We start from the raw sequence: 16,459 nt of genomic DNA, 5'->3' as shown, positions 1-16,459 counted from the left end.
GGCCTGACTCTGTCCGGCCTGACTCTGTCCGGCCTGACTCTGTCCGGCCTGACTCTGTCCGGCCTGACTCTGTCCGGCCTGACTCTGTCCGGCCTGACTCTGTCCGGCCTGACTCTGTCCGGCCTGACTCTGTCCGGCCTGACTCTGTCCGGCCTGACTCTGTCCGGCCTGACTCTGTCCGGCCTGACTCTGTCCGGCCTGACTCTGTCCGGCCTGACTCTGTCCGGCCTGACTCTGTCCGGCCTGACTCTGTCCGGCCTGACTCTGTCCGGCCTGACTCTGTCCGGCCTGACTCTGTCCGGCCTGACTCTGTCCGGCCTGACTCTGTCCGGCCTGACCCTGTCCGGCCTGACCCCGTCCGGGCAGGGCGCTGCCCCGGCCGGCCCCGGGCGTGTGCCCCTGCTCCGCGCGCGTGCCCTACCCCGGCCGCCTGCCGCCGCCCGGCCTCGGGCGCGTGCTGCCCGGCCTCGGGCGCGCGTCCCAAGATCCGCGCAGTATCGGGGATGTTGCTGCTTCCCGGGCGCGGGAGACAGCAACATCCCCGATGTTGTGTAGATCTTGATCCGGGGCCGGGGCTGGCCCTGTCGCACATGTGGCCGTTGCCGCTCGGTCGGCGGTCGGCTCGCCCGCGCTTCGGCATGATCGTGCTCGATCCAGGATCGAGTGGCCTCGGTGTGCGGAGGAGGCCACCACATCCTGGATCGAGCACGATCTTGACGTCAGTCGCCCTCCCCGACGCGCCGATCTTGCACTTTCTGTGGCGACGGAAGGTGCATCCCCACGCATTTCACCAACCGAAAGTGCAAGATCGCCGAGGGCGTGGGGCGTGGGGCGTGGGGCGTGGGGCGTGGGGCGTGGGGCGTGGGGCGTGGGGCGTGGGGCGTGGGGCGTGGGGCGTGGGGCGTGGGGGTGTGGGGGTGTGGGGCGCAGGGCGTCGCGCACAGCCGCGTGGGGCGTGGGGCGTGGGGGTGTGGGTCAGGCTGGGGTGGGGACGGGCTCGGTCTTCGGGACTGCGGTGGTTTCGGGTGCCGGGGTGATCGGGTGGCGTTCGCGGGTGGACCACTGGACCGACAGTGCGGCCAGGAGCACCAGGCACGAGCCGAGCATGTGCGCGCCGACCAGGAGCGCCGGCACGTGGGTGAAGTACTGCACGAAGCCGATGAGCCCCTGACCCAGCTCCACCGCCAGCAGGACGACGGCGGCCCGGGTGGCCCGCTGAGCGCCCACCGCGCGGAAGGCGAAGATGAGCGCCACCGACAGGCCGATCAACAGGAAGACCCCGTCGGCGTGGACCTGGGAGATCGACTCCGGGTCCAGGCCGTTGCGGGCCGCGCCGTGGTCGCCGGCGTGTGGGCCGCTGCCGGTGACCCAGGTGCCGATCACCAACACCGCGGCGGTGACGCCGGTGGTGATCCGGGCGAGCGCGCGCAGGGGAGTGGGGACCACGGCGACCGTCGGGCCGTCCGGGTCGCCGATCCGCCGCCAGAGGGCGTACGCGGCGGCGATCACCGCCATCGAGGCGAGGAAGTGCAGCCCGACCACCCAGGGGTTGAGGTTGGTGAGCACCGTGATGCCGCCGACGACCGCCTGGGCGGGGATGCCCAGGAACACGGCGACGGACAGCGCCAGGAGCCCGGGTCGGCGGGGCCGGTGGGTCAGCACGGCCAGCACGGTGGCCAGCGCGATGAGGCCGACCGCGAAGGTCAGCATCCGGTTGCTGAACTCGATCACCCCGTACACGCCCATCTCGGGGGTCGTGACGTACGAGTCGTCGGTGCACCGGGGCCAGGTGGGGCAGCCGAGGCCCGACGCGGTCAGCCGGACCGCCCCGCCGGTGACGACGATGGCCACGTTCGCGATGATCGAGGCGAGCGCGAGGCGGCGCAGCAGGACGCCGGAGACCGGACGGACGATTCGGTTCACGGCGCAAATCCTACGCACCGTAGTGATCGAGGTTCGTCCGACTCCGTCGACGCGGTGGTTCGGATCACCGGGGCCCGGGTTTGCCACCCTCCGGGCAATTACGTAACGTTGGCGTTGTGAAAAACGCGGCGGCGCTCTCCGGGCACCAGCCGGCGGCTGTTCCAGCCGTCGGCGCGTCCGCGTCCGCCCTCGTCGGGGCCTCGTCGTCCGTGCTGGGCGGCTCCCCGACGGAGACCTCCACCCGGGACCGCGTCACCCAGCTGCTGTTGGAGCGGGGCGCGACGACTGCCGCGCAGCTCGGTCTGGCGCTCGGCCTCAGCCCGGCGGCGATCCGCCGGCACCTGGACGCGATGCTCGCCGACGGTGACGTCGTCGCCCGCGAGCAGGCCGTGCAGGGCAGTCGTGGTCGGGGCCGTCCGGCCAAGGTGTTCGTGCTGACCGAGGCGGCTCGGGGCCGCTGTGGCACGCACCACTACGACAACATGGCCACCGCCGCCCTGCGCTGGATCGCCCGCAGCGGCGGCCCGGACGCGGTCGAGGCGTTCGCCGCCGAACAGGTCTCCGCGCTCGAGTCGCGCTGTCGTGCCGCCATGGAGGACGCCGGCGACGACCCTCTCGCGCGGGCCGAGGCACTCGCCGGAGCGCTGACCGCCGAGGGTTACGCTGCCAACGCGACCACGATCGCCTCCGGCGGCCAGCTCTGCCAGCACCACTGCCCGGTGGCGCACGTGGCCGCCGAGTTTCCCCAGCTGTGCGAGGCCGAGACCGCGGTGATCTCCCGTCTGGTCGGCACCCACGTGCAGCGCCTGGCCACCATCGCGCACGGCGACGGGGTGTGCACGACGCACATCCCGACCCAGCCGGGCCGTGCTTCATCCGGTAATCCCGTCACCACTGTGAGGACAGATAGATGACCGAGCAGATCGTCCAGCCCCTGACCCAGGAAGAGCAGCTCGCCGCCCTGGGTCGCTACGAGTACGGCTGGTCCGACCCGGACGTCGCCGGGGCGGTTGCCCAGCGCGGCCTCAACGAGGCGGTGGTGCGGGACATCTCGGCCAAGAAGAACGAGCCGGCCTGGATGCTCGACCTGCGCCTGAAGGGTCTGCGGCTGTTCGGCCGCAAGCCGATGCCGGCCTGGGGCGCGGACCTCACCGGCATCGACTTCGACAACATCAAGTACTTCGTGCGGTCCACCGAGAAGCAGGCCACCAGCTGGGAGGACCTGCCCGAGGACATCAAGAACACGTACGACCGGCTGGGCATCCCCGAGGCGGAGAAGCAGCGGCTGGTCGCGGGTGTCGCGGCGCAGTACGAGTCGGAGGTCGTCTACCACAAGATCCGTGAGGACCTTGAGGAGCAGGGCGTCATCTTCCTCGACACCGACACCGCCCTCAAGGAGCACGAGGACATCTTCAAGGAGTACTTCGGCACGGTGATCCCGGTCGGCGACAACAAGTTCGCCGCGCTGAACACCTCCGTGTGGTCCGGTGGCTCGTTCATCTACGTGCCGAAGGGTGTGCACGTGGAGATCCCGCTGCAGGCCTACTTCCGGATCAACACGGAGAACATGGGCCAGTTCGAGCGGACGCTGATCATCGTCGACGAGGGCGCGTACGTGCACTACGTCGAGGGCTGCACCGCGCCGCTCTACTCCTCCGACTCGCTGCACAGCGCGGTCGTGGAGATCATCGTGAAGAAGAACGCGCGCTGCCGCTACACGACCATCCAGAACTGGTCGAACAACGTCTACAACCTGGTGACCAAGCGCGCCGTCTGCCACGAGGGCGCGACCATGGAGTGGGTCGACGGCAACATCGGCTCGAAGGTGACCATGAAGTACCCGGCCGTCTACATGACCGGCGAGCACGCCAAGGGCGAGGTGCTCTCGGTGGCGATGGCCGGCGAGGGCCAGCACCAGGACGCCGGCGCCAAGATGGTGCACGCGGCCCCGCACACCAGCAGCACCATCGTGTCGAAGTCGATCGCCCGTGGTGGCGGCCGGACCTCGTACCGGGGTCTGGTGCAGGTGCTGGAGGGCTCGCACCACAGCCGCAGCACGGTCAAGTGCGACGCGCTGCTGGTCGACACCATCTCCCGCTCCGACACGTACCCGTACGTCGACATCCGCGAGGACGACGTGTCGATGGGGCACGAGGCGACCGTCTCCAAGATCAGCGACGACCAGCTCTTCTACCTGATGAGCCGGGGTCTGAGCGAGGACGAGGCGATGGCCATGATCGTGCGCGGCTTCATCGAGCCGATCGCCAAGGAACTCCCGATGGAGTACGCCCTGGAGCTGAACCGGCTCATCGAGCTCCAGATGGAGGGCGCGGTCGGCTGACGCCGCCTCCGCCCGGCCACGGCCGGACCCGGACCCGGACCCGGTACGCCGGGTCCGGTCCAGCCCGCTTCGACCCTCCGATACATGACAGACCAAGGAAGAGATGACTACCCAGGCTTCCGCGCCGCCGCCCAGCACCAAGTCGCAGGCGCTGCGCTCGTACGACGTCGCCGACTTCCCGGCCCTCACCGGCCTGGAGGAGGACTGGCGCTTCACCCCGCTCAAGCGCCTCCGCGGCCTCGTCGGCGACGTGCCGGCCGAGACCGGCACGGTCCGGCACGAGTACGGCGACCTGCCCGAGGGCGTGTCCGTCACCCGGATCGGCCGTGACGACGAGCGGGTCGGCAGCGTGCTCACCCCGGTGGACCGGGTCAGCGCGTTGGCGTACGGCGGCGCCGCCGACGCCCTGTTGGTGCGGGTGGCCCCGGACGTGGTGCTCGGCCAGCCGGTGGGCCTGCGGGTGGTCGGCACGGGCGCGGGGCAGCCGGCGTTCGGGCACACGTTCGTCGAGATCAGCCGCTTCGCCGAGGCGACCCTGGTGCTGGAGCACGTCGGGTCGGCCACCCTGGCCGACAACGTCGAGGTGACCGTGGCCGACGGCGCGAAGCTGACGCTGGTCACCGTCGCCGACTGGGCCGACGACGCGGTCCAGGCCCAGCACCTGAAGGTCAAGCTGGGCCGCGACGCCAAGGTCATCCACATCCAGGTGTCCATGGGCGGCGACCTGGTCCGGCAGTTCACCAGCGTGGAGTACACGGGCCGGGGCGGCGAGGCCGAGCTGTACGGCGTCTACTTCGCCGACGGCGGCCAGCACCTGGAGCACCGGCAGCTCGTCGACCACAACGTGCCGGACTGCCGCAGCTACGTCGGCTACCGGGGCGCGTTGCAGGGCGCGGACGCGCACACCGTCTGGGTGGGCGACGTGCTGATCCAGGCCGAGGCGACCGGCACCGACACGTACGAGATCAACCGGAACCTGCTGCTCACCGACGGCGCGCGCGCGGACTCCGTACCCAATCTGGAGATCGAGACCGGCGAGATCGCCGGCGCTGGCCATGCCAGCGCGACCGGCCGCTTCGACGACGAGCAGTTGTTCTACCTGATGGCCCGGGGTATCCCGGAGGGTGAGGCCCGCCGTCTGGTGGTCCGTGGCTTCTTCGCCGAGGTGATCAACAAGATCCCGGTCGAGGAGCTGCGTGAGCGCCTGGGCGACGCGATCGAGGCGCGACTCGCCAAGGCCGGCGCCTGATGATCCGGATCTGCTCCACCGAGGACGTGCCGAAGGGCACCGCCATCAGAGCGGAGGTCGACGGCACGCCGATCGCCCTGGTGCACGCCGAGGACGGCGAGTTCTACGCCGCCTACGACGAGTGCTCGCACGCCGCGGTCGCCCTCTCCGAGGGTGAGGTCGACGGCTGCACGCTGGAGTGCTGGTTGCACGGCTCGCGCTTCGACCTGCGCACCGGCGCGCCCAGCGGCCTGCCCGCCACCGAACCCGTACCCGTCTACCCCGTCGAAGTCCGCGACGGCGACATCTACCTGAGCCTGACGCCGAGTAATGGAGTGACCCGATAATGAGCACCCTGGAGATCCGCGACCTGAAGGTGTCGGTCAAGCTGCCCGAGGGTGAGCTCAAGCCGATCCTGGCCGGTGTCGACCTGACCGTGAAGTCCGGTGAGACCCACGCGATCATGGGCCCGAACGGCTCCGGCAAGTCGACCCTGGCGTACTCGATCGCCGGCCACCCCAAGTACGAGATCACCGGCGGCACGGTGACCCTCGACGGCGAGGACGTCCTCGCCATGACGGTCGACGAGCGCGCTCGCGCCGGCCTCTTCCTGGCCATGCAGTACCCGGTCGAGGTGCCCGGCGTCTCGGTGGCCAACTTCCTGCGGACCGCCAAGACCGCCGTCGACGGCGAGGCGCCGAAGCTGCGCACCTGGGGCGGCGAGCTGCGGGGCGCCATGGAGCGCCTCCAGATGGACCCGGCGTTCGCCCAGCGCAACGTCAACGAGGGCTTCTCCGGCGGTGAGAAGAAGCGCCACGAGATCGTCCAGTTGGAGCTGCTCAAGCCGAAGATCGCCATCCTCGACGAGACCGACTCGGGCCTCGACGTGGACGCGCTGCGCGTGGTCAGCGAGGGCGTCAACCGGGTCCGCGACACCGGTGACACCGGCGTGCTGCTGATCACCCACTACACGCGGATCCTGCGCTACATCAAGCCGGACCACGTGCACGTGTTCGTCGCCGGTCGGATCGTCGAGCAGGGTGGCCCGGAGCTGGCCGACAAGCTCGAGGCCGAGGGTTACGAGCGGTACGCCGCCGGGGCCGGTTCGGCCAAGGCCTGAGTGAGAAGGGCGCTGCCGAGATGACCAGCATCGCGATCCCCGAGGGGATGCCGCAGTACGACGAGGTGCCGCGTTTCGACGTGGCCCGGGTGCGCGCCGACTTCCCGATCCTCGATCGGGAGATCAACGGGCACCCGCTGGTCTACCTCGACAGCGCCAACACCTCGCACAAGCCCCGCCAGGTGCTCGACGTGCTCGACGAGCACTACGCGCGGCACAACGCCAACGTGTCCCGCTCGGTGCACACGCTGGGCACCGAGGCCACCGAGGCGTACGAGGGGGCGCGGGCCAAGCTCGCCGCGTTCATCAACGCGCCGAGCGTCGACGAGGTGGTGTTCACCAAGAACTCCACCGAGGCGATCAACATCGTGGCGTACGCCTTCTCCAACGCCTCGCTGCGTCCGGACGGCGACCCCCGGTTCCGCCTCGGTCCCGGCGACGAGGTGGTCATCTCCGAGATGGAGCACCACTCGAACATCGTCCCGTGGCAGCTGCTGTGCGAGCGCACCGGCGCGACCCTGCGCTGGTTCGGCGTCACCGAGCAGGGGCGGCTGGACGAGTCGGGCCTGGAAGACCTGATCACCGAACGGACGAAGATCGTCTCGCTGGTGCACATGTCGAACATCCTCGGCACCGTCAACGCCACCTCCCGCATCACCGCGCGGGTGCGCGAGGTGGGCGCGCTGCTTCTGCTGGACTGCTCGCAGTCCGTGCCGCACCTGCCCATCGACGTGGTCGACCTGGACGCCGACTACATCGTGTTCACGGGGCACAAGATGCTCGGCCCGACCGGCATCGGCGTGCTGTGGGGGCGCGGTGAGCTGCTGGCCGCCATGCCACCGGTGATGGGCGGCGGCTCGATGATCGAGACGGTGACCATGGCCCGGTCGACGTTCGCCGCGCCGCCGGCCCGCTTCGAGGCGGGCACTCCGCCGATCGCCGAGGCGGTCGCGCTCGGTGCGGCGGTCGACTACCTCACCGGCATCGGCATGCCCGCCATCCAGTGGCACGAGAAGGAGCTGACGGCGTACGCGCTGGACGCCCTCGGCTCGGTGCCCGACCTGCGGATCTTCGGCCCGACCGTACCGATCGGCCGGGGCGGCACCATCTCGTTCGCCCTCGGTGACGTGCACCCGCACGACGTGGGCCAGGTGCTCGACTCGCTGGGCGTGCAGGTCCGGGTGGGTCACCACTGCGCGAAGCCGGTGTGCAGCCGGTTCGGCGTCCCGGCGATGACCCGGGCGTCGTTCTACCTCTACACCACCACCGGGGAGATCGACGCCCTGGTGGGCGGTCTGGAGCAGGTACGGAAGGTGTTCGACTGATGGTCCAGCTCGATCAGCTCTACCAGGAGATCATCCTGGATCACTACAAGCACCCGCACGGGCGGGGCCTGCGTGACGCCGACGACCCGGCCGACCAGGTCGCCGAGGCGCACCACGTCAACCCGACCTGCGGCGACGAGGTCACCGTCCGGGTGGCCACCGACGGCACCGTGCTGCACGACATCTCGTACGACGGCATGGGCTGCTCGATCAGCCAGGCCTCGGCGAGCGTGCTGCACGAGTTGCTGCGCGGTCGAGGCGCCGGGGAAGCATTTGAGGTGCACGAGGCGTTCGTCGAGTTGATGTCCGGACGTGGCCAGGTCACGCCGGACGAGGACGTACTCGGTGACGGGGTGGCTTTCGCGGGCGTCGCCCGCTATCCCGCCCGGGTCAAGTGCGCGCTGCTGCCGTGGATGGCGTTCAAGGACGCGGCGGCTCGCGCCGGTGTGGGCGTGAGCCCGGAGGTGAAGGCGTGAGCGAGCGTCAGCGAACGGATCATCGGTTCAGCGCGCCGCACGGCGTCACGGAGCGAAGCGGAGAGATGGCATGAGCGAGAATACGGCTACCGCGGCGACGCCCGAGGCCGACGACACCGTCACGGCGCAGGCCGGTGCGGTGAGTGGCGACGCCGTCGCCCCGGCGGGCGACGCTGCCTCGGTGGGTGGCGCTGCTCCGGCGGGTGACGCTGCTTCGGCGGATGGCGCTGCTGCTCCGGCGGGTGACGCGGCCTCGGTGGGTGGCGTCAGCAAGGCCATGATCGCCGACATCGAGGAGGCGATGAAGGACGTCGTCGACCCGGAGTTGGGCATCAACGTGGTCGACCTGGGCCTGGTGTACGGGGTGCACGTCGACGACGAGAACGTCGCGACCCTGGACATGACGCTCACCTCGGCGGCGTGCCCGCTGACCGACGTGATCGAGGACCAGGCCCGCCAGGCCCTGACCACCGGTCCCGGTGGAGGCCTGGTCAACGACATCCGGATCAACTGGGTGTGGCTCCCGCCGTGGGGTCCGGACAAGATCACCGACGAGGGTCGGGACCAGCTCCGTTCCCTCGGTTTCAACGTCTGACCCGACTCCCGATCTTCTTCGTCGAGCGCGGTGCCCTCCGGGGCGCCGCGCTCGACTCGTTCGAGGGGTGAAAACTTCTAGTGGAACGGATCGTTCCGGTCTGCTAGGCTGAATTCAGAACGGAGCGGAACGTTCCGTTTCACAGGATCCATTCGACGGGCAGCGGAAGAGGGTCGGGACAATGAGCGAGACGGCAGTGGGGCAGTGGCGGATCGTGCTCGACGAGGCGCACCGGGCGTTGCGGACGACGGCCGAGGGGATCCCGGCCGAGGCCTGGGACCTGTCCACCCCCTGCGAGCTGTGGACGGTCACCCAGGTGCTCCAGCACGCGACCGGCGACCAACTCGCCTACGTCGGGGCGATCACCGGCGGATCGGGACCGGAGGAGGACCCGTTCGCGCCGTCCGGGCGGATCGAGGGGGACAAGTTGACCGGCGTGAACGCCGCCCTCGACGCGTCCGCCCGGGCCTGGGCGGGAGTCGCCGACGACGACCCGCAGGTGCCGACGCCCCTGCCGCACGGCGCGCTGCCCGCCCATACGGCTGCCGTCGCTGCCGCCCTCGACGCGGCGGTGCACGCCTGGGACATCGCGGTGGCCACCGGCCAACCGTCCCCGCTCCACGACGACCTGGCCCGCCCCCTGCTCGATGTCGCGCGGCAGATCGTCGAGCCGCTGCGCACCTACGGTGCGTACGCGGCGGCGCTCGACCCGGGCGTGGAGGCCGACGACGTCACCGCGCTGCTGTCCTACCTCGGTCGCGACCCCCAGTGGACCGGCACGCGGCACTGACCCCGCGCCCGACCCGGCCAAGATCGCGCTCGATCATGGATGTAGTGGCCTCGGCGACGCACCGAGGCCACTACATCCTGGTTCGAGCACGATCTTCGACTGGCGCGCGGGCCGCCCGCCGGACGGGCTCGTCGCCGGCCGGCGACCCGGGTAGGACTCGCGCAACTTCACTGATGTTGCTGTCTCCGGCGCGTCTGAGGCAGCAACTTCGGTGATGTTGTGAGGATCTTGGCGCGGGGCGCGGGGCGCGGGGCGCGGGGCGCGGGGCGCGGGGCGCGGGGCGCGGGGCGCGGGGCGCGGGGCGCGGGGCGCGGGGCGCGGGGCGCGGGGCGCGGGGCGGTTGTGCGCCGATCTTGCACTTTCTGTGCCGGCATATTACGCAGGGATGGACATCTCGGCGTTCCTAAGTGCAAGATCGGCGCGGGGGGCGCGGGGGCGCGGGGGGCGCGGGGGGCGCGGGGGGCGCGGGGGCGCGGGGGGCGCGGGGGGCGCGGGGGGCGCGCGGGGACGCGGCGGGGAAACTCCGTTGCGACGGGTGCTTGTCGGCGCGCAGGATGCCGGTGTGATCGAGGCGTACGCGATGCGGGTTCTGGTCCCTGCGACGACTGCCGGTCGTCGACAGCGGCCGGTGCCGGCGCGGGCCTCGATCCGGCGCCGACGGTCGTGAGCGGGGCGTTCCTCGCCGGCCTGGTGGCCGGTTACGGCGTCGCCATTCCGGTCGGCGCGATCGCGATCCTCATCCTGGGGCTCAGTGCCCGTACCTCGTTCCGGGTCGGCGCGGCGGCGGCGCTCGCGGTGGCGACGGCCGACGGGATCTACGCGGCGGTGGCCGCGCTGGGCGGCGCCGGGCTGGCCGGGGTCATCGCGCCGGCCGCCGGCCCACTGCGGGTGGTCGCCGCCGTGGTCCTGCTGGGGCTGGCGGGGCACGGGCTCTGGCGGACCTGGGTCGCCCACCGCTCCCGTCGGACGCCGGCGGCGCGGGGCGGTCGGGGCTTGGGTACTCCGGGCCGGGCCTACGTGGCGCTGCTCGGGTTGACCCTGCTGAACCCGACGACGGTGCTTTACTTCGTCGCGTTGGTGCTCGGTCGTCCGGACACTGCCGACGCGGGACCGGTGCCGGCGGTCCTGTTCGTGGCCGGGGTGTTCCTGGCGTCGGCGAGCTGGCAGCTGCTCATCGCCGGCGGTGGCACGGTGGTCGGCCGGGCGCTGACCGGCCCGCGGGGCCGACTGATCACGGGCGTGCTCTCCAGCGTTCTCATCGCCGCGCTGGCGGTGGCGGCGCTGCTGCCCGGCTGACGGTCCGCCCGCTGCCCCCGGGGGCGCAGGCCAGGCTGGTCGCCTCCCACGCCGGTCGCGACGCCGGCTTGGCCGTGTCGTCACGCCGGTCGCGACGCCGGCTGAGTCACGTTTCTGACCCGGTCGGGATGGCGGGCTGACCGTCGATCCGAGCTGGCCGTGTACGGTCGGGCGGTGACCAGTCGACCTGCCGCCGGTGGAGGTCGGTGGGTCGAGGTCGACCCGGCCCGCGTCGGCCGCTGGGTCGAGGGCTTCGCCGACCGGCACGGCCCGCCCACCACCACCGCACGGGAGTACGGGCTGCTGCTCACCGCCCCCGACGGAGCCACCGCCGAGTTGCACAGCCCACCCGGGTCACCCGCCACCGACGACGTGGCCGCGTTCGTGGCCGCCGCTGGCAGGTCGTACCGGATCGGTCTGCTGTTGGCCCGCAAGGGCGCGGTGGCGATCGGCGTGGCGCAGGGCGCCGAGCTGGTGGTGTCCAAGGTGGACACCCGGTACGTGCAGGGGCGCACCGCGGCCGGTGGGTGGTCGCAGCACCGGTTCGCCCGGCGGCGGGACAACCAGGCCAAGGCGGCGCTCGGTGACGCCGCCGACCTGGCCGTACGGCTGCTGTTGCCGGAGGCGGCGAAGCTGGCGGCCCTGGTCTGCGGCGGTGACCGGCGGGCCGTGGACACGGTGCTCGCGGACCGACGACTGGCCCCACTCGTGCCGCTGCGGGCCGAGCGGCTGCTCGACGTGCCGGAGCCTCGGCACGCGGTCCTGGTCGCGGCGGTGAGCGCAGCTCGGGCGGTACGCATCCGGTTGCGCGACCCGGCCCCGGCATCGGACTGACCGCGACGGCCGCTACCCGGCCCCGACCCCGGACTGACCGCGACGGCCGCTACCCGGCCCCGACCCCGGACTGACCCCGACGGCCGCCGGCGGCGGCGCCATGACGAACCGGCCGCCGGGTCGAGTCCGCAGCAGAGACGACCGCCACCCGTACGGGGGTTCGCGGGGTGGTGCGGCGCGGGCGGTCGGAGGATGGGCGCGTGGAGTTCCTGGTGGACATGGTGACGACGGTGCCGGACGGCACGTCGGAGGACGGGGTCGCCGAGATGCGGGCGCGCGAGGCGGCGCGTTCGGCCGAGCTGACGGCGCAGGGCAGTCTGTTGCGCCTGTGGCGGCCGCCGCTGGCGCCGGGGGAGTGGCGTACGTGGGGGCTGTTCGAGGCTGCCGACGCGGACGAGTTGGAGGCGGTCCTCGCGTCGATGCCGCTGCGTGCCTGGCGACGGGAGACCGTCACGCCGTTGACGCCGCACCCGAACGACCCGGGTCAGCCGGGGCGGTGACCGTGGCCGACAGCGAGGTGGAGATCCTGCGCACGGTCCTGGACCGGTGGAGGTCGGCGGTCGACGCCCACGAGCCGGACCGCGTCGCGTCGGTCTTCGCCGAGGATGCGATCTTCCAGGGCCTGCGCCCGTACGTCGTCGGCCGGGACGGCATCGCCGCGTACTACGCCGCGCAGCCGCTCGGCCTGACCGCCGCGTACGAGATCCGGGAGAGCCGGCGGCTCGCCGCCGACGTGGTCCTCGGCTATCTGGAGGTCGAGTTCGGCTTCGCCGACCGGTCGACGCTGACCGTGCACCTGGGCGTGGTGGCGCGGCGGATCGGGGATGCCTGGCTGATCGGGCACTACCAGGTGTCGCAGCTCGACTGAGCGGGCCGACGACAGTCGTGGCAGGCCCGCTCGGCGGGCCTGCCACGATCACGCGGTACGGGTGTCAGAGCTGGTCGGTGCCGAAGGTGTCGCAGCTCTTCGGGTCGCCCCGGTCGTAGCCCTGGGTGAACCAGCGCTTGCGCTGCTCGGACGTGCCGTGGGTGAACTGGTCGGGGTTGACCCGTCCGCCGGAGCGCTCCTGGATGCTGTCGTCGCCGATCGCCTCGGCGGTGTCGACGGCCTGGCTGATGTCGGTCTCGGTGATGGACTTGAACAGCGGCTCCTTGCCGCTCTTGTCCTTGCTCTCGGTGGCGTGCTTGGCCCACGCGCCGGCGTAGCAGTCGGCCTGCAACTCCAGCCGCACGGAGGCGGACTTGGGACCGCTCTGGTCGCCCTGACCGGCCTTGGCGTTGGTGCCGAGCAGGTCCTGGACGTGGTGGCCGTACTCGTGGGCGAGCACGTACGGCTGCGCGAACTCACCCTTCGCCCCGAACCGGGTGGCCAGCTCGTCGTAGAAGCTCAGGTCGATGTACACCTTCTGGTCGGCCGGGCAGTAGAACGGGCCGACGCCCGAGTCGGCCTGTCCGCAGCCGGTGTTCACGGCCTGCTGGAAGAAGTTCGTGGTGGTGGGCTCGTAGTTGCCGTTGCCCAGCTCCGGGTACGCCTTCTTCCAGTAGTCCTGGATGCTGTTGACGAAGAGCAGGTTGCGGCAGCGCGCGTCGTCGAGACGGTCGGGGTTTGCGGTGGAGCAGACCTGGTCGAGGTCGTCACCCCCGGCCTGGCCGCCCTCGTCGCCGTTGTTCATCGCGTTGAGGCCGAAGCCGCCGCCGAGCAGGGCGATGATGACGGCGACCACGATGCCGATGATGCCGCCCCGGCCGCCGCCTCCCGGGATGGGGATGCCCATGCCGCCCCCGCCTCCGCCGCCGCTGCCGCGGCCCAAATCGTTGGCCTGGGAGGTGTCGAGCTCGGCCCGCTCGTTGAGTTCCATGCTGACCCCGATCGCCTGAAGTCGGTGAATGTCGTGTGTGTGGCGTTTCGTCGTGTGAGTGCCGGACGGGGTCCGGACAGGCGTTCCGGTACCCGATGATCTTGATCGGTAATCCGGGCGGGCCGTACGCGAGCGCCCGGTACACTTGTCGCCGTGCCGCGCTGCGAAGGCTGAACCGCCCCGCGCCGACGGGCCCACCGCCCGCCGGCGCTTTCGCGTGCCCTGAGTCAGCCTTCCAGACCCCGAGAGCGAGTCCCACGAGATGATCACTGCCACCGGCCTGGAACTGCGTGCCGGCTCCCGGATCCTGCTGTCCGACACCACCCTGCGCGTGCAGCCCGGTGACCGGATCGGCCTGGTCGGCCGCAACGGCGCCGGCAAGACCACCACGCTCAAGGTGCTCGCCGGTGAGGGACAGCCGTACGGCGGCCAGATCGACCAGCGCAGCGCCATCGGCTACCTCCCGCAGGACCCCCGCACCGGCGACCTGGAGGTCACCGGGCGCGACCGGGTGCTCTCCGCCCGGGGCCTGGACGTGCTGATGTCACAGATGAAGGAGATCGAGGAACGCCTCGCCGAGGACGCCGACGAGAAGCTGGTCCGTCGGTACGGCGCGCTGGAGGACCAGTTCGCCGCCCTGGGTGGGTACGCCGCCGAGGCCGAGGCCGCCCGGATCTGCGCCAACCTCGGGCTGCCGGACCGCGCGCTCGCCCAGACCATCGGCACCCTCTCCGGCGGTCAGCGTCGGCGCATCGAGCTGGCCCGGATCCTGTTCCGCGACGCCGGCGAGAACGGCGGCGGCATCCTGCTGCTCGACGAGCCGACCAACCACCTCGACGCCGACTCGATCACCTGGCTGCGCAGCTTCCTCTCCAATCACAAGGGCGGGCTCATCGTGATCTCCCACGACGGCGCGCTGCTGGAGTCGGTGGTCAACAAGGTCTGGTTCCTCGACGCCACCCGCTCGGTCATCGACGTCTACAACCTGGGCTGGAAGGCGTACCTGGAGGCCCGCGAGACCGACGAGCGACGCCGCCGCCGGGAGCGGGCCAACGCCGAGAAGAAGGCCGGCGCGCTGATGGCGCAGGCCGACAAGATGCGGGCCAAGGCCACCAAGACCGTCGCCGCGCAGAACATGGCCCGCCGCGCCGAGAAGCTGATCTCGGGCCTGGAGGAGGTACGCGTCGCCGACCGGGTCGCCAAGGTGCGCTTCCCCAGTCCCGCGCCGTGCGGCAAGACGCCGCTGACCGCGACCGGCCTCTCCAAGTCGTACGGCTCGTTGGAGATCTTCACCGACGTCAACGTGGCCGTGGACCGGGGTTCCCGGGTGGCCATCCTCGGGCTCAACGGCGCGGGGAAGACGACGCTGCTGCGGATGCTCGGCGGACTGCTCAGCCCCGACACGGGTGAGGTCCACGCGGGGCACGGCCTGCGGTTGGGCTACTACGCGCAGGAGCACGAGACGCTGGACGTGGAGCGGACGGTGCTGGAGAACATGCGCGCCGCCGCGATCGAGCAGTCCGACACCGACCTGCGCAAGATCCTCGGCGCGTTCCTGTTCTCCGGCGACGACGTGAACAAGCCGGCCGGGGTGCTCTCCGGCGGCGAGAAGACCCGGTTGGCCCTGTCCACGCTGGTCTGCTCCGGCGCCAACGTGCTGCTGCTCGACGAGCCGACCAACAACCTGGACCCGGTCAGCCGTGAGCAGGTGCTCGACGCGATCGCCAACTACCCGGGCGCGATCGTGCTGGTCACGCACGACCCGGGCGCGGTGCTCGCGCTCAAGCCGGACCGCGCGATCCTCCTGCCCGACGGCGACGAGGACGCCTGGAGCGACGACCTCCTCGAACTGGTCGAGCTGGCCTGACCGCCGCCCGCCGGCCGGGTCGCGTCGCGGGGCACGGCGGCCGGCTCGCGCCGCGGGGCAGGGCGGCCGGGTCGCGTCGCGGGGCACGGCCTCAGCCCAGCAGGTCGACCAGTCGGCCGAGCACGCCGGAGCTGACCAGGATCACCACGCCGATGCCGACGAAGATCGCCGGTACCAGCCAGTGCCCGGCACGCTCGACCAGAGCGACCACCCGCCGGTGGCCGCCGAGCCAGGCCGCGGCGGCGCACCACAGACCGATCAGCACCACGAAGACCAGCAGGAACACCGCGCTGTCGCCGGGGCCGAGGGCCCGGAACACGGGTACGTAGACGGCCACGTTGTCAGCCCCGTTGGCGATGGTCACCCCGGCCACGCCGAGGGTGCCGGTGACGACCGCGGCGGCCTCGTCGTCGTCGCGGTGCCACAGCGCCCGGACGCCCAGCGCGATCGGCAGCAGGCCGAGCAGCCCGGTCCACGGGTCCGGCACGACCAGCAACCCGGCGGCGACCACCGCGCTGGCCAGCGCGAGCGCGCCGATGCCGAGGTACTGGCCGGCGACGATCTGCCAGGTGCGGGGCCGGCCGGTGGTCCGGGCCGCGACGAAGAACAGCGTGAGGATGACGATGTCGTCGATGTCGGTGGCGGCGAAGACGACGGCCGCGCCGGCTGCGGTGCCGAACAGGTCGATCACCCCGGGAGCGTACGGGTGGGATCGTCACCGCGCCGAAGTGGCCCGCACCGGACCCTTCGGAAGGATCACTCTATCGGGAACCTGACATTGCATAGCGTGTCGGTTGGCGAAGAG

At 71.5% G+C, this 16,459-nt stretch carries 17 protein-coding genes; 14 read left to right on the top strand and 3 right to left on the bottom strand.

Translation table 11 applies throughout. The features are described 5' to 3' along the window. Positions 1-975: 975 nt before the first annotated feature. Positions 976-1,941, bottom strand: coding sequence for a COX15/CtaA family protein (locus ACQPZK_RS21770; protein WP_433534771.1), 966 nt, complete (start codon positions 1,939-1,941; stop codon positions 976-978). Between the two features lie 191 nt (positions 1,942-2,132). Here ACQPZK_RS21770 and ACQPZK_RS21765 point away from each other — a divergent pair, with 191 nt between their 5' ends. The 13 genes from ACQPZK_RS21765 to ACQPZK_RS21705 all read left to right on the top strand — a co-directional run bounded on the left by ACQPZK_RS21765 (position 2,133) and on the right by ACQPZK_RS21705 (position 12,796). Beyond that, the gene (locus tag ACQPZK_RS21765) at positions 2,133-2,837 is read left to right on the top strand and encodes a helix-turn-helix transcriptional regulator (RefSeq protein ID WP_433539271.1); all 705 of its coding nucleotides are present in this window, start codon (positions 2,133-2,135) and stop codon (positions 2,835-2,837) included. After that, positions 2,834-4,264, top strand: a complete 1,431-nt coding sequence (gene sufB / locus ACQPZK_RS21760; protein ID WP_433534770.1) for a Fe-S cluster assembly protein SufB — start codon at positions 2,834-2,836, stop codon at positions 4,262-4,264. Before ACQPZK_RS21765 ends, sufB begins: the two co-directional genes overlap by 4 nt. Before the next feature lie 103 nt (positions 4,265-4,367). Next, positions 4,368-5,513: a Fe-S cluster assembly protein SufD gene (sufD, locus tag ACQPZK_RS21755; protein ID WP_433534769.1), complete on the top strand. Its 1,146-nt coding sequence runs from the start codon at positions 4,368-4,370 to the stop codon at positions 5,511-5,513. Then, complete coding sequence (locus ACQPZK_RS21750; RefSeq protein WP_433534768.1) at positions 5,513-5,839, top strand: non-heme iron oxygenase ferredoxin subunit; 327 nt, start codon at positions 5,513-5,515, stop codon at positions 5,837-5,839. The genes sufD and ACQPZK_RS21750 overlap by 1 nt, the downstream gene beginning before the upstream one ends. Beyond that, positions 5,839-6,612 (top strand): Fe-S cluster assembly ATPase SufC, encoded by a 774-nt coding sequence (gene sufC / locus ACQPZK_RS21745; protein WP_433534767.1) that lies wholly within the window; start codon positions 5,839-5,841, stop codon positions 6,610-6,612. The genes ACQPZK_RS21750 and sufC overlap by 1 nt, the downstream gene beginning before the upstream one ends. A gap of 20 nt (positions 6,613-6,632) precedes the next feature. Beyond that, positions 6,633-7,937: a cysteine desulfurase gene (locus ACQPZK_RS21740; protein WP_433534766.1), complete on the top strand. Its 1,305-nt coding sequence runs from the start codon at positions 6,633-6,635 to the stop codon at positions 7,935-7,937. After that, complete coding sequence (gene sufU / locus ACQPZK_RS21735; RefSeq protein ID WP_433534765.1) at positions 7,937-8,413, top strand: Fe-S cluster assembly sulfur transfer protein SufU; 477 nt, start codon at positions 7,937-7,939, stop codon at positions 8,411-8,413. Before ACQPZK_RS21740 ends, sufU begins: the two co-directional genes overlap by 1 nt. A 70-nt stretch (positions 8,414-8,483) precedes the next feature. Further along, complete coding sequence (locus ACQPZK_RS21730; RefSeq protein WP_433534764.1) at positions 8,484-9,008, top strand: metal-sulfur cluster assembly factor; 525 nt, start codon at positions 8,484-8,486, stop codon at positions 9,006-9,008. Between the two features lie 181 nt (positions 9,009-9,189). Then, a complete protein-coding gene (locus ACQPZK_RS21725; RefSeq protein ID WP_433534763.1) occupies positions 9,190-9,798 on the top strand; it encodes a TIGR03086 family metal-binding protein in 609 nt (202 codons plus the stop codon). Positions 9,799-10,461: 663 nt separating this feature from the next. Beyond that, entirely contained in the window at positions 10,462-11,094 is a 633-nt protein-coding gene (locus tag ACQPZK_RS21720) for a LysE family transporter (RefSeq protein WP_433534762.1), read from the top strand. 174 nt (positions 11,095-11,268) lie between these two features. After that, positions 11,269-11,928 carry an acVLRF1 family peptidyl-tRNA hydrolase gene (locus ACQPZK_RS21715; RefSeq protein ID WP_433534761.1) on the top strand — a complete coding sequence of 220 codons (660 nt, stop codon included), beginning with the start codon at positions 11,269-11,271 and terminating at the stop codon, positions 11,926-11,928. Positions 11,929-12,128: 200 nt separating this feature from the next. Beyond that, positions 12,129-12,428 (top strand): muconolactone Delta-isomerase family protein, encoded by a 300-nt coding sequence (locus ACQPZK_RS21710; protein WP_433534760.1) that lies wholly within the window; start codon positions 12,129-12,131, stop codon positions 12,426-12,428. A gap of 2 nt (positions 12,429-12,430) precedes the next feature. Continuing rightward, complete coding sequence (locus tag ACQPZK_RS21705; RefSeq protein ID WP_433534759.1) at positions 12,431-12,796, top strand: SgcJ/EcaC family oxidoreductase; 366 nt, start codon at positions 12,431-12,433, stop codon at positions 12,794-12,796. A 64-nt stretch (positions 12,797-12,860) separates the two neighbouring features. On the opposite strand, the gene ypfJ is transcribed toward ACQPZK_RS21705, so the two are convergent. Continuing rightward, positions 12,861-13,787 carry a KPN_02809 family neutral zinc metallopeptidase gene (gene ypfJ, locus ACQPZK_RS21700; RefSeq protein ID WP_433534758.1) on the bottom strand — a complete coding sequence of 309 codons (927 nt, stop codon included), beginning with the start codon at positions 13,785-13,787 and terminating at the stop codon, positions 12,861-12,863. 262 nt (positions 13,788-14,049) lie between these two features. Here ypfJ and ACQPZK_RS21695 point away from each other — a divergent pair, with 262 nt between their 5' ends. After that, positions 14,050-15,654 (top strand): ABC-F family ATP-binding cassette domain-containing protein, encoded by a 1,605-nt coding sequence (locus tag ACQPZK_RS21695; protein WP_433534757.1) that lies wholly within the window; start codon positions 14,050-14,052, stop codon positions 15,652-15,654. Between the two features lie 91 nt (positions 15,655-15,745). On the opposite strand, the gene ACQPZK_RS21690 is transcribed toward ACQPZK_RS21695, so the two are convergent. Further along, positions 15,746-16,345, bottom strand: a complete 600-nt coding sequence (locus tag ACQPZK_RS21690) for a cadmium resistance transporter (protein ID WP_433534756.1) — start codon at positions 16,343-16,345, stop codon at positions 15,746-15,748. Positions 16,346-16,459 lie beyond the last annotated feature (114 nt).

Source organism: Micromonospora sp. CA-249363, from assembly GCF_050950185.1.
Taxonomy (GTDB): domain Bacteria; phylum Actinomycetota; class Actinomycetes; order Mycobacteriales; family Micromonosporaceae; genus Micromonospora.
Note: the sequence above shows the minus strand (reverse complement) of the source record. Positions and strands in the feature narration are given on the sequence as shown.

Excerpts from the sequence above, each read along its gene's own strand:
- sufD (WP_433534769.1), top strand. The coding sequence starts at position 4,368 with ATGACTACCCAGGCTTCCGCGCCGCCGCCCAGCACCAAGTCGCAGGCG.
- ypfJ (WP_433534758.1), bottom strand. The coding sequence starts at position 13,787 with ATGGAACTCAACGAGCGGGCCGAGCTCGACACCTCCCAGGCCAACGAT.
- ACQPZK_RS21695 (WP_433534757.1), top strand. The coding sequence starts at position 14,050 with ATGATCACTGCCACCGGCCTGGAACTGCGTGCCGGCTCCCGGATCCTG.
- ACQPZK_RS21750 (WP_433534768.1), top strand. The coding sequence starts at position 5,513 with ATGATCCGGATCTGCTCCACCGAGGACGTGCCGAAGGGCACCGCCATC.
- ACQPZK_RS21730 (WP_433534764.1), top strand. The coding sequence starts at position 8,484 with ATGAGCGAGAATACGGCTACCGCGGCGACGCCCGAGGCCGACGACACC.
- sufB (WP_433534770.1), top strand. The coding sequence starts at position 2,834 with ATGACCGAGCAGATCGTCCAGCCCCTGACCCAGGAAGAGCAGCTCGCC.
- ACQPZK_RS21740 (WP_433534766.1), top strand. The coding sequence starts at position 6,633 with ATGACCAGCATCGCGATCCCCGAGGGGATGCCGCAGTACGACGAGGTG.
- sufC (WP_433534767.1), top strand. The coding sequence starts at position 5,839 with ATGAGCACCCTGGAGATCCGCGACCTGAAGGTGTCGGTCAAGCTGCCC.
- sufU (WP_433534765.1), top strand. The coding sequence starts at position 7,937 with ATGGTCCAGCTCGATCAGCTCTACCAGGAGATCATCCTGGATCACTAC.
- ACQPZK_RS21725 (WP_433534763.1), top strand. The coding sequence starts at position 9,190 with ATGAGCGAGACGGCAGTGGGGCAGTGGCGGATCGTGCTCGACGAGGCG.